Origin of the sequence: Vibrio natriegens NBRC 15636 = ATCC 14048 = DSM 759 (genome assembly GCF_035621455.1) — a bacterium.
In the GTDB taxonomy this organism is placed as follows: domain Bacteria; phylum Pseudomonadota; class Gammaproteobacteria; order Enterobacterales; family Vibrionaceae; genus Vibrio; species Vibrio natriegens.
In genome coordinates, this window is sequence record NZ_CP141822.1 from 3107736 (window position 1) to 3120057 (window position 12322).

At 46.5% G+C, this 12322-nt stretch carries 8 protein-coding genes, 2 tRNA genes, 2 rRNA genes and 1 riboswitch; all 12 genes read right to left on the bottom strand.

Annotation, left to right across the window (positions count from 1 at the left end):
• Nucleotides 1–12: 12 nt before the first annotated feature.
• The 12 genes from thiH to VER99_RS14255 all read right to left on the bottom strand — a co-directional run bounded on the left by thiH (nucleotide 13) and on the right by VER99_RS14255 (nucleotide 12296).
• Nucleotides 13–1140 (bottom strand): 2-iminoacetate synthase ThiH, encoded by a 1128-nt coding sequence (thiH, locus tag VER99_RS14200; protein WP_020333402.1) that lies wholly within the window; start codon nucleotides 1138–1140, stop codon nucleotides 13–15.
• 15 nt (nucleotides 1141–1155) lie between these two features.
• Nucleotides 1156–1923, bottom strand: coding sequence for a thiazole synthase (locus tag VER99_RS14205; protein ID WP_024372573.1), 768 nt, complete (start codon nucleotides 1921–1923; stop codon nucleotides 1156–1158).
• Nucleotides 1924–1928: 5 nt separating this feature from the next.
• A complete protein-coding gene (thiS, locus tag VER99_RS14210; protein ID WP_020333404.1) occupies nucleotides 1929–2192 on the bottom strand; it encodes a sulfur carrier protein ThiS in 264 nt (87 codons plus the stop codon).
• A 19-nt stretch (nucleotides 2193–2211) separates the two neighbouring features.
• Nucleotides 2212–2988 (bottom strand): thiazole biosynthesis adenylyltransferase ThiF, encoded by a 777-nt coding sequence (gene thiF, locus VER99_RS14215; RefSeq protein WP_024372572.1) that lies wholly within the window; start codon nucleotides 2986–2988, stop codon nucleotides 2212–2214.
• Nucleotides 2978–4303, bottom strand: coding sequence for a thiamine phosphate synthase (locus tag VER99_RS14220; RefSeq protein ID WP_020333406.1), 1326 nt, complete (start codon nucleotides 4301–4303; stop codon nucleotides 2978–2980). The genes thiF and VER99_RS14220 overlap by 11 nt, the downstream gene beginning before the upstream one ends.
• The gene (gene thiC / locus VER99_RS14225; RefSeq protein WP_020333407.1) at nucleotides 4303–6243 is read right to left on the bottom strand and encodes a phosphomethylpyrimidine synthase ThiC; all 1941 of its coding nucleotides are present in this window, start codon (nucleotides 6241–6243) and stop codon (nucleotides 4303–4305) included. Before thiC ends, VER99_RS14220 begins: the two co-directional genes overlap by 1 nt.
• A 150-nt stretch (nucleotides 6244–6393) precedes the next feature.
• A riboswitch (TPP riboswitch) is annotated at nucleotides 6394–6492 on the bottom strand.
• A gap of 179 nt (nucleotides 6493–6671) precedes the next feature.
• Entirely contained in the window at nucleotides 6672–7058 is a 387-nt protein-coding gene (crcB, locus tag VER99_RS14230; protein ID WP_020333408.1) for a fluoride efflux transporter CrcB, read from the bottom strand.
• A 138-nt stretch (nucleotides 7059–7196) separates the two neighbouring features.
• Nucleotides 7197–8576, bottom strand: coding sequence for a multicopper oxidase family protein (locus VER99_RS14235; protein ID WP_020333409.1), 1380 nt, complete (start codon nucleotides 8574–8576; stop codon nucleotides 7197–7199).
• A 259-nt stretch (nucleotides 8577–8835) separates the two neighbouring features.
• Nucleotides 8836–8912: transfer RNA gene (locus tag VER99_RS14240), tRNA-Trp, on the bottom strand.
• Nucleotides 8913–9079: 167 nt separating this feature from the next.
• Nucleotides 9080–9156, bottom strand: a tRNA-Asp gene (locus VER99_RS14245).
• Between the two features lie 41 nt (nucleotides 9157–9197).
• Nucleotides 9198–9314 (bottom strand): 5S ribosomal RNA (gene rrf / locus VER99_RS14250).
• 92 nt (nucleotides 9315–9406) lie between these two features.
• Nucleotides 9407–12296: ribosomal RNA gene (locus VER99_RS14255) — 23S ribosomal RNA — on the bottom strand.
• Nucleotides 12297–12322 lie beyond the last annotated feature (26 nt).

Consider the following 12322-nt stretch of genomic DNA (forward strand, 5'->3'; position numbering starts at 1 on the left):
GGCACACCTAAATTATCCTGAATAAACAGAGTGCCAGTCTCGCCATACTGGATCGAAACCTTTTGCTCTGATCATATCTTCTACTGAAGCTGCACTTCTTTCATCGCTGATTTCGAACTGTTCGAGTTCTACTTCTTCTGTCGCATAACCACCAGGCTGAGTTTTAGAAGCCGCAGACATACTAGTAATCCCAAGAGGCAAAACATTATCACGAAACTTTGGTGATTCACGTGTCGACAACGAAAGCTCTACTTCGGGGTTAAACAGTCGGTATGCACAAATCAGTTGGACGAGCTGTTTATCTGTCATCACTGATTTTGGTTGTAAGCCACTGGTCGGCGCATTACCTGCACACGGACGGAGTCGAGGGAATGAAATCGAGTAACGTGATTGCCAATAAGTACGCTCAAGGTAATCAAGATGAGCCGCGGCAAAAAAGCAATCCGTTCGCCACTCTTCTAACCCGATAAGCGCGCCAATACCTATCTTGTCGATTCCCGCCTTAGCTAACCGATCTGGTGTTTCTAAGCGGTATCGGAAGTCCATTTTGTTTCCGCGCAGGTGATGCTCTGCGTAGGTCGATGGATGATACGTTTCTTGATAAACCATCACGGCATCCAAGCCCAGTGATTTCAGCTCGGCATATTCATCCTGATCCAGAGGCTGTACTTCCATCGCCAAATAGTTAAAGCGCTGCTTTATCATCGGCACCATTTCGCGAAAGTACTTCATTCCTACTTTGGTTTCATGTTCGCCTGTTACCAGCAAGACATTGTCGAATTTCATTCGCTTGATGGCTTCAATTTCCGCCGCCACTTCTTCTTTGTTTAGCGTTCTGCGCTTAATGCGATTTTCCATAGAGAAACCACAATAAGTACAAGCATTGGCACAAAGGTTAGAAAGGTACAATGGAATATAGAGCGACATGGTATTGCCAAAGCGCTTACGCGTCAGCGAATAAGAAACCTTCGCCATCTGTTCAAGATACGGTTCTGCAGCAGGAGAAATGAGCGCTTTGAAATCTTCCAAATCTCGTTTGGGTTTTGCCAGCGCCCTTTCCACATCCTTGGCCGATTTGGCGTATATCGACATGGAAATATCATCCCAGTTGAACTGCTTAAAGTGGTCATAAAAGCTCATGTTAAGACCTCTCTTTTACAGATCATCAAGAAAAGCCGTTAGCGGGCTTGAAGCAACTGCATGAGAAACCTGCCCTGCAAGACCTGCTTCATAAGCCATCCGACCCGACTCTACTGCCATCTTAAATGCTTTTGCCATAGCAACTGGATCGTTTGCTGCGGCGATCGCTGTATTGACCAGTACTGCATCCGCACCCATTTCCATCGCACGTGCAGCATGTGAAGGTGCACCAATTCCAGCATCAACCACGACAGGCACATTTGCCTGATCGATAATGATTTCTAGAAAGTCATGAGAAACAATGCCCTTGTTCGAACCGATCGGTGCACCTAACGGCATAACAGCTGCACAGCCAACTTCTTCTAGTCGTTTACACAACACAGGGTCGGCGTGGCAATATGGCAAAACAATAAAGCCTTCTCGAACCAGTTGTTCTGCAGCAGCTAAAGTTTCAATCGGATCAGGCATTAAATATTTCGGGTCAGGGTGAATCTCGAGTTTGACCCAATTGGTTCCTAACGCTTCACGCGCAAGCTGAGCGGCAAAAACTGCATCTTTAGCATTTTTGGCACCCGAAGTGTTCGGTAACAAATTCACGCCAGCATGAATTAAAGGCTGCAAAATATCATCTTGCTGGTCATTTACGTCTACACGCTTAAGTGCCATCGTTGCAAGTTGAGAGCCTGAAACCTGAATTGCTTCAGCCATAAGAGCGCTATTGGAAAACTTGCCCGTTCCTGTGAACAAGCGAGATTGAAATTCTTTATCACCAATTTTCAGCATCGACATTATCCCCCTGCGATGGCTTGAAACAGAGAGATACTATCTCCCTCTGACAGTACCGTGCTTGCCCATTCGCTACGCGGTACAACTTGATTATTTATGGCAAAAACACAGCCTACCTCTGGTAGAGAAAACTGTGTGATGATTTGCTGTAAGTTAGCGTTTAACGCGACCTGCTGAGGTTGGTCATTAATAGTGATGATGACCAACTTATCTTTTCCACTTGTGGCGTCGTTCAATTCAGTTATCAAATGATTTGGTGGTGTCATTTGTGACTCTTCTCCTAACTCAGTGCTGTGGCTCGTTCGCATTTCTACAAACCTGGCATTCTTGGTCCTTGTTGATCACCATGGTTTGCCAAGTCATGCATGCACCATCAAATAGGTGCAAGTGACCACTAGCCACATGAAACTTACCTGTCGCCAGCTTTTGAATAGCTGCCAAGGCCTGGTAGTTTCCTAGTGTTCCAACCACAGGACCGACAACCCCCATTTCGCTGCACTTCATGCCTTGCTTCAACTCATCAAATGGATACAGGCAACGGTAACACCCCGAACTCTGTTGTTCCTCTGAGTAATCAAATACAGCAAACTGACCCTGCCAACCAATAGCAGCCGCAGATATCAAAGGCGTATTTTGCTGAAAACAGACTTGATTAATCAGCTGCCGAGTTGGCATGTTGTCACTACAGTCGAGCACAACATCGGCAAGCATCACTTCTAATTGCAGCTGAGATTTATCGAGACGTTTCGGAATAGTTCTAACTTGAACCAGTGAGTTAAGGGCACCTAACTGCTGAGCAGTAGCTTCAGTTTTCATCCGGTTGATATCACGCTCTCGATAAACAACCTGTCGTTGTAAGTTGCTACTATCGACATGGTCATCATCAACAACAACCAACTTACCCACTCCAGCGGCTGACAAATACAACCCCGCAGCGCTTCCTAGTCCGCCACAGCCAATAACCAGGACATGAGATTGACTTAGATTCGCTTGTCCTGATTCACCGATTTCAGGTAACGCAATTTGACGTTGATAGCGAATGAATTCTTTATCAGTAAGCACTTTCATTCTCCACTACATGCAATGGCTGAGCGCTACCCATCAATTGATTGAAAAACTCAATCACCGATTTTGGCGACTCAGACAACGTTATGGCTCTAACCACAGCTAAACTGGATACACCGCATCGCCAAACCAGCTCTGCATTTGATTGATCAATACCGCCAATAGCGACAGTTGGATAGCCAACTTGCTTTCCATATGGAATGCTGTCTATCAGCTTTTGATACAAAGCTAAACGAATCAAACCTTGTGGCTTTGATGGCATTTGCTTGGTCGTGGTCGGAAATATATGACCTAGCGCGATATAGCTTGGATTGATTTGGACAATTCGCAGCAGCTCATAGTAACCATGCGTTGACAGTCCTAAATGAATCCCCGCTTCACTCAACTGAATCAAGTTAGATTCTTCGATATCTTCCTGACCAAGGTGCACACCAAACGCGCCGTGCTTAATAGCAAGCTGCCAATAGTCATTAATAAAGACCTGCGCATCATATTGACGTCCCAGTTCAATAGCGCGAATAATCTGTTCTTCGAGATCAGACTGGTCAGGATTTTTGATACGCAGCTGGATGGTCTTAATACCCAACGGCAGAAGCCGCTCTATCCAACTGACGTCATCAACAACGGGATAAAGCCCTAAGCTCTCTTTATCAAGGCAGGGAAAACTGACCGCTTCGCTTTGCGATGACCAACCAACTTGAATACCCAAGCGAGCGTCTTCTAGAATCGGAGTCGGAAAATCAGTAAAGTGAGATGCCCACTCGTGAAGCGTGCATGTTTCACCGTTAAACAGTGTTTCACGTGAAACATTCGTCATTGCACGAGCTAATGTCAAAGCGTCTTCAATTGGAAATTCGAGAGCCAACAGCGTCACTGTCCAAGCTAAGTGATGCTCTGCTTGGAAGGTGTTTGATGCTGACAAGTTCGCTGACAACGCTCTTACTTCATCAGTAATTGGATGACGCCAGATATCTAACAGAGCGGTGTTGCCATCGCTGTTTGGCGTTGGAGAAGTATCCGCAATACCAATAAAAATAGCCGAGGAACTTTGCTGACTCGTTTCCTTCAAAGGTAAATTCGATTGGTAATAAAGCGTAAAATCACCAGTTAAAGCTTCATCGAATCCATCAACTAGATCCGTGCCCACGCTCAGTGTTTTATTTGGGTCGAGAACAAGCTGAATTAAATGAGTTGGGCTAATGCCCAACTCAAGTTTTTCAGTACTAAAACCCTGTTCTTTCGCCAATAATAAACTTTGCTGAACGAAACCCGTTAGCTCTATTAATGGTGACGGAATAAGGATTTTAGTCATTACTCATCCACCTCAGCGTGTACAGCTGGGTGATAAAGTTCTGACCCTGTGGCACGAAACTCTTCTGACTTTTGACGCATGCCTTCTAACGGATCATCCAGCATTTTGATAGAAATCGCCTGATCAGCAGCAACTTGCTCAGTATCTTTCGCATATTCTCTTACTTCCTGAGAAATCTTCATCGAGCAGAATTTAGGACCACACATTGAACAGAAGTGAGCCACTTTCCCAGACTCTTGCGGCAGTGTTTCATCATGGAAAGAACGCGCGGTATCCGGGTCCAATGACAAGTTAAATTGGTCTTCCCAACGGAATTCAAAACGTGCTTTAGATAGCGCATTATCACGGACCTGTGCACCTGGATGTCCTTTTGCCAAGTCAGCAGCATGTGCAGCCAGCTTGTAGGTGATCATGCCAGTCTTCACATCTTCCTTGTTTGGCAGACCTAAGTGTTCCTTAGGTGTGACATAACACAACATTGCACAGCCATACCAACCAATCATCGCCGCACCAATACCGGAAGTAATGTGGTCGTAGCCCGGTGCAATATCAGTAGTTAGTGGACCGAGCGTGTAGAATGGCGCTTCATGACAATGTTCCAGTTGCTGATCCATGTTCTCTTTGATCATGTGCATTGGGATATGTCCTGGGCCTTCGATGATCACCTGTACATCATATTCCCAGGCAATCTTGGTCAACTCGCCAAGAGTTCTTAATTCAGCAAACTGTGCTTCGTCATTAGCGTCTGCGACTGAGCCAGGACGTAGGCCATCCCCCAACGAAAGTGCAACGTCATACTTAGCACAGATTTCACAGATTTCGCGGAAGTGAGTGTAAAGGAAGCTCTCCTGATGATGTGCTAAACACCATTTAGCAATGATGGAGCCACCACGAGAAACGATGCCAGTAACACGTTTTGCCGTCATCGGAACATAACGGAGTAACAAACCTGCGTGAATAGTAAAGTAATCCACGCCTTGCTCTGCCTGCTCGATTAAGGTGTCACGCATCACTTCCCAGTTTAGGTTTTCCGCAATACCATTTACTTTTTCTAGCGCCTGATACATTGGAACAGTACCAATTGGCACCGGGCTATTACGTAAAATCCATTCACGGGTTTCGTGGATGTTGCGCCCGGTAGAGAGATCCATAACGGTATCCCCACCCCAACGCGTGGCCCATACGAGTTTTTCTACTTCTTCTTCGATTGAAGATGTCACCGACGAGTTACCAATGTTCGCGTTCACTTTGACTAAGAAGTTACGCCCGATAATCATTGGTTCTGATTCTGGGTGGTTGATATTTGATGGAATGATGGCACGACCTTCTGCCACTTCTTTGCGGACAAACTCAGCAGTAATATCTTTTGGTAGATTGGCTCCAAAGTTTTGGCCTGGGTGCTGCTGGTTTAGCACTTCATCACGATACTTAGCGCGCCCCATATTTTCACGCAGAGCGATGAACTCCATTTCAGGCGTAATAATCCCTTTACGTGCATAGTGAAGCTGAGTGACACAGTGCCCTTCTTTAGCACGTCGGATATGAGGCAGGTTGCCATAACGCAGCTCGTCCAGCGTTTCATCTTCCAAACGCTCTTTTGCGTAAACAGAGCTGACATCTTGAAGAACTTCAGTGTCGTTTCGTTCTTCAATCCAGCCCTCCCTAAGCTTCGGTAAGCCATTGTAAAGGTCGATAGAGTGATTTGGGTCAGTGTATACACCAGAGGTGTCATAAACACGTACTGATTCGTTTGGCTCGAAAACAGGAGCCTCTTTGGTACCACCGATAAGGCTGTCAGCTAAAGAGATCTCACGCATCGGGACGCGGATATCCGGGCGTGAACCTTCTACATAGACTTTGTTTGAATTTGGGTACGGCTGTACCGAGAGAGTTTCAATAAACTGTTTTGCTTCCAGTCTCGCTTGCTTGCGATTCGACATAGCATTTTTCCTTGCTTGTTATTTTTAATAAAAAGTATTGGGATAAAAATGCTTGGCGGATAGATGCGACAAGAGGGGTCGAATAAAGAACTGACAGAGCTCTAAAACAACATTCGACGTTTTGATAGGTTAGCCAGATTAGATCTGGTGTAGGTATCTTCTCCTGTTCCCTTCGCTGGTACTAACCAGATCAGGTTCAACGGATCCCGAATTAACGGTCTCAGCCTTATGGCACTCCGACAAGTAAATCGATTATAGAGAAAGGAAATTAGTTAACCAAGTATAAAAGTCGTATTTTTAATCAATTTTATGTATCTCAAGTACCAAAAGGTGACATATGACTGGATTTAAATAGAGACAGGTTTGAATTAACTACAAGGCAGGAAAAGACCCAGGAGAGCAGAAACTCACCTGGGATGATTTGAAAATTACTTAGGTATAATCAACCAATGGTACGCGAACCATGCTGCAGAAATGCTTAACAGCACATTTAGTAGCACGTTGAATCCCATTTTTAAAAATGCGCCTTGTTGCATCAGTAACACGTTATCCATGGAGAAAGTAGAAAACGTAGTTAATGCGCCAAGAAAACCTAACCCAATAATTTGGCGCCATGGATATGGAGCTAACCACTCATTTTCTACCGCGGCAATAAGCAGCCCCATAATAAATGAACCGGCGATGTTAACGGTTAGCGTACCGTATGGGAAAGAGCGACCAAAAAGTGTCACACAATATTCAGATACTAGATAACGTGAACAAGCCCCTATCGCTCCACCGATTGCGATAAGCCCTAAAATTGCGAATTGTCCCATGACCCCTCCAAATATAATTTCAACTATTGTACTTATTTATTGGGCACAATTGAGCCTAAACGAGTGAAAATAATGTTCTCAAAATACATAACTTAGGCTTCAACAATTTGCATTTATAAAAAAGTTACAGGAGTCACTTTATGCAACTTCAATAAAACCCATCAATCCGGTTTTCATGTGTTCTATCACATGACAGTGATACATCCACTGACCAGGGTTATCTGCGACAAAAGCAGCTTTTGCTGATCCATTTTTACCTAATAAAACCGTGTCGGTATGAAATGGTTTTTCGACGGGCTTTCCATCAAGTTCCAATACGGTAAACGTATGGCCGTGCAAGTGAATCGGATGATGGTATTGAGTGACATTACGTAAATTAAAAATGTAAGTTTTACCCAACTCCAATTTTGCGAGGGGCTCTGGAATACTTTCAGCACTCATGCCCTCCCAAGCCCTTTTATTCGTTAACCAAAATTTAGGTACCGCTTGTCCCGAGCTATCTGCAGGTGTGACCGCACCTTCCCACTCAAACACGAAGTCAATCAATTCAGCATTATCTAAATCAACAGCGGGAACAGGATTTAATGGTAAAGCGGGAATACTTTGGTTTTCAGCCAAGCTAGATTCCTGGCATTTAAAATCACATAGTGGGAATGGAAACTTTCCTTTCATCTGACGAACACTTACGAGGTTACCCGCAGGAGGAGCAATGAAGGCGACATCAAGCCGCATACCCGGACCAATCTTATGCTGAGTTAGCTTATAAGGCGTTTTAATCGGGTTTCCGTCAATAGCAACGACCAAGGCATCAACCCCTTCGACAGCGATTGGATACGTAATGGTGTTATCTACATTAGCTATGCGCAACCGTACTGTTGCGTTTTCCTTAAGGCTATAAGTTGGATTATGTTGGCCGTTCACTGTCCCCCACTCACCTGGAGTACCCATACGCGCACTATAGCGAGGGATCATCAAATCTTTCCACTGACCAGTTTTACTCAGGTGCCAGTGTTTAAGTGCCAGCTCGTGCTCTTCATCAAACTCAACGGGTTGTGCTTCTTCCACCACTATCAGGCCAACAAGGCCCATTCCAAGCTGCTTTACGCTATTCATATGTGGGTGATACCAAAACGTACCAGCATCGGGCGGAGTAAATTCATAGACGAAGGTTTCACCGGGCATGATTGGTTTCTGACTTAGAAAAGGGACGCCATCCATACCTATAGGGATACGCAGACCATGCCAATGAATCGTTGTTGGTTCATCAAGCTTGTTGGTAAACCGGATAGTAACCTTCTCGCCTTGGCGACAACGTATTGTTGGAGCAGGGATAGAGCCATTAAAACCGAGTACTGGTGTCTGATGTTCAGGAACCAATTCAGCATTTGCTGGTTCAGCAGTAAGCTCATAAACATAGCCTTGGCCGCTGACCGACTTCTTAAGAGAGCATGCAGGCAAAAGAGCTGACATACCCAAAATAGAGCTCATTGAAAGAAAGCGACGGCGAGTTAGTTCCATTTCTACTCCAACTAAAACAGTATAGTGAAGGGGTAATAAAACGTATTCTCACCATAATGTAAATATAAGAGGTCAGATAAAAGCAACGTCAAAGCGTTTTATCGTTAATTTACTTTATAACAGTACTATTTCTGCCATTGCGCTTTGCTATATACAAAGCAGAACCATACCAGCCATAAGTATTGAATTATAATTGCACCTTAAAGTCGCCAAGTACAAACGCAAAAAAGCCCCAGTCTTTCGACTGAGGCTTTAAACATGGCAGGGGTGGAGAGATTCGAACTCCCAACACGCGGATTTGGAATCCGCTGCTCTGCCAATTGGAGCTACACCCCTAGAAATAGGTAATCAAATTGTCGATGGTTTAGGAGATTAAAACTCCCGACACGCGCCATCTCGCAAACTTTAGGGAATCCGCTGCTCTGCCAATTGGAGCTGCACCCTTAAAATTTTGTATCTTTTAAATTCGACAAAACCTCGCATAAGCGAGGCTTTTGAATAAGTGGCGGAGTGGACGGGACTCGAACCCGCGACCCCCGGCGTGACAGGCCGGTATTCTAACCAACTGAACTACCACTCCGCAGTGGTATCACTCGCTGACGCAAGTGTCCAAAATTTAAAGCCTGGCGATGTCCTACTCTCACATGGGGAAACCCCACACTACCATCGGCGCTATTTCGTTTCACTTCTGAGTTCGGAATGGAAGTCAGGTGGGTCCAAAACGCTATGGTCGCCAAGCAAATTCTTTAATCTGGAAAGCTGTTTTTAATTCTCGTTTTTACACATTCAACGTTCTTACTTTGAGTCCATCAAAACCCCTTGGGTGTTGTATGGTTAAGCCTCACGGGCAATTAGTACAGGTTAGCTCAACGCCTCACAACGCTTACACACCCTGCCTATCAACGTCGTAGTCTACGACAACCCTTTAGGATACTTAAAGTATCAGGGAGAACTCATCTCAAGGCTCGCTTCCCGCTTAGATGCTTTCAGCGGTTATCGATCCCGAACTTAGCTACCGGGCAATGCGTCTGGCGACACAACCCGAACACCAGAGGTTCGTCCACTCCGGTCCTCTCGTACTAGGAGCAGCCCCTTTCAATTCTCCAACGCCCACGGCAGATAGGGACCGAACTGTCTCACGACGTTCTAAACCCAGCTCGCGTACCACTTTAAATGGCGAACAGCCATACCCTTGGGACCGACTTCAGCCCCAGGATGTGATGAGCCGACATCGAGGTGCCAAACACCGCCGTCGATATGAACTCTTGGGCGGTATCAGCCTGTTATCCCCGGAGTACCTTTTATCCGTTGAGCGATGGCCCTTCCATTCAGAACCACCGGATCACTATGACCTGCTTTCGCACCTGCTCGAATTGTCATTCTCGCAGTCAAGCGGGCTTATGCCATTGCACTAACCTCACGATGTCCAACCGTGATTAGCCCACCTTCGTGCTCCTCCGTTACGCTTTGGGAGGAGACCGCCCCAGTCAAACTACCCACCAGGCACTGTCCGCAACCCCGATAAGGGGTCAACGTTAGAACATCAACACTACAAGGGTGGTATTTCAAGGACGGCTCCACGAATACTGGCGTACTCGTTTCAAAGCCTCCCACCTATCCTACACATGTAGGGTCAATGTTCAGTGCCAAGCTGTAGTAAAGGTTCACGGGGTCTTTCCGTCTAGCCGCGGGTACACTGCATCTTCACAGCGATTTCAATTTCACTGAGTCTCGGGTGGAGACAGCGTGGCCATCATTACGCCATTCGTGCAGGTCGGAACTTACCCGACAAGGAATTTCGCTACCTTAGGACCGTTATAGTTACGGCCGCCGTTTACCGGGGCTTCGATCAAGAGCTTCGACCGAAGTCTAACCCCATCAATTAACCTTCCGGCACCGGGCAGGCGTCACACCGTATACGTCATCTTACGATTTTGCACAGTGCTGTGTTTTTAATAAACAGTTGCAGCCACCTGGTATCTGCGACTCTCAATAGCTCCATCCGCAAGGGACTTCACCGTCGAGAGCGTACCTTCTCCCGAAGTTACGGTACCATTTTGCCTAGTTCCTTCACCCGAGTTCTCTCAAGCGCCTTGGTATTCTCTACCCGACCACCTGTGTCGGTTTGGGGTACGATTCCTTACAATCTGAAGCTTAGAGGCTTTTCCTGGAAGCATGGCATCAATGACTTCACACCCGTAGGTGCTCGACGTCGTGTCTCAGCCTTAGAGAGAGCCGGATTTACCTAACTCTCAAGCCTACGCACTTGAACCTGGACAACCGTCGCCAGGCCCACCTAGCCTTCTCCGTCCCCCCATCGCAATTGTAAGAAGTACGGGAATATTAACCCGTTTCCCATCGACTACGCCTTTCGGCCTCGCCTTAGGGGTCGACTTACCCTGCCCCGATTAACGTTGGACAGGAACCCTTGGTCTTCCGGCGAGGAGGTTTTTCACCCCCTTTATCGTTACTCATGTCAGCATTCGCACTTCTGATACGTCCAGCATGCGTTACCACACACCTTCAACCGCTTACAGAACGCTCCCCTACCCAATACTCAAAGAGTATTGCCGCAGCTTCGGTTTACTACTTAGCCCCGTTACATCTTCCGCGCAGGCCGACTCGACCAGTGAGCTATTACGCTTTCTTTAAATGATGGCTGCTTCTAAGCCAACATCCTGGCTGTCTGAGCCTTCCCACATCGTTTCCCACTTAGTAGTAATTTGGGACCTTAGCTGGCGGTCTGGGTTGTTTCCCTCTCCACGACGGACGTTAGCACCCGCCGTGTGTCTCCCGGATAGTACTTACTGGTATTCGGAGTTTGCAAAGGGTTGGTAAGTCGGGATGACCCCCTAGCCTTAACAGTGCTCTACCCCCAGTAGTATTCGTCCGAGGCGCTACCTAAATAGCTTTCGGGGAGAACCAGCTATCTCCAGGTTTGATTGGCCTTTCACCCCTAGCCACAAGTCATCCGCTAATTTTTCAACATTAGTCGGTTCGGTCCTCCAGTTGATGTTACTCAACCTTCAACCTGCCCATGGCTAGATCACCTGGTTTCGGGTCTATATCCAGAGACTGAACGCCCAGTTAAGACTCGGTTTCCCTACGGCTCCCCTAGATGGTTAACCTTGCCACTGAATATAAGTCGCTGACCCATTATACAAAAGGTACGCAGTCACAGGACAAAGCCTGCTCCTACTGCTTGTACGTACACGGTTTCAGGTTCTATTTCACTCCCCTCACAGGGGTTCTTTTCGCCTTTCCCTCACGGTACTGGTTCACTATCGGTCAGTCAGTAGTATTTAGCCTTGGAGGATGGTCCCCCCATATTCAGACAGGATATCACGTGTCCCGCCCTACTCGATTTCACTGAATATGCGTCGTCAGTTACGGGGCTATCACCCTGTATCGCCAAGCTTTCCAGCTTGTTCACCTAACGCTTATAAAGCTTAAGGGCTAGTCCAATTTCGCTCGCCGCTACTTTCGGAATCTCGGTTGATTTCTTTTCCTCGGGGTACTTAGATGTTTCAGTTCCCCCGGTTCGCCTCGTTATGCTATGTATTCACATAACGATACTTACTTATGTAAGTGGGTTTCCCCATTCGGAAATCCCAGACTCAAGTGGCTTTTACTGCCTAATCTGGGCTTATCGCAAGTTAATACGTCCTTCATCGCCTCTGACTGCCAAGGCATCCACCGTGTACGCTTAGTCACTTAACCATACAACCCGAAGGAGTTTCGAATTG

Excerpts from the sequence above, each read along its gene's own strand:
- thiH (WP_020333402.1), bottom strand. The coding sequence starts at position 1,140 with ATGAGCTTTTATGACCACTTTAAGCAGTTCAACTGGGATGATATTTCC.
- VER99_RS14205 (WP_024372573.1), bottom strand. The coding sequence starts at position 1,923 with ATGCTGAAAATTGGTGATAAAGAATTTCAATCTCGCTTGTTCACAGGA.
- thiS (WP_020333404.1), bottom strand. The coding sequence starts at position 2,192 with ATGACACCACCAAATCATTTGATAACTGAATTGAACGACGCCACAAGT.
- VER99_RS14220 (WP_020333406.1), bottom strand. The coding sequence starts at position 4,303 with ATGACTAAAATCCTTATTCCGTCACCATTAATAGAGCTAACGGGTTTC.
- thiC (WP_020333407.1), bottom strand. The coding sequence starts at position 6,243 with ATGTCGAATCGCAAGCAAGCGAGACTGGAAGCAAAACAGTTTATTGAA.
- crcB (WP_020333408.1), bottom strand. The coding sequence starts at position 7,058 with ATGGGACAATTCGCAATTTTAGGGCTTATCGCAATCGGTGGAGCGATA.
- VER99_RS14235 (WP_020333409.1), bottom strand. The coding sequence starts at position 8,576 with ATGGAACTAACTCGCCGTCGCTTTCTTTCAATGAGCTCTATTTTGGGT.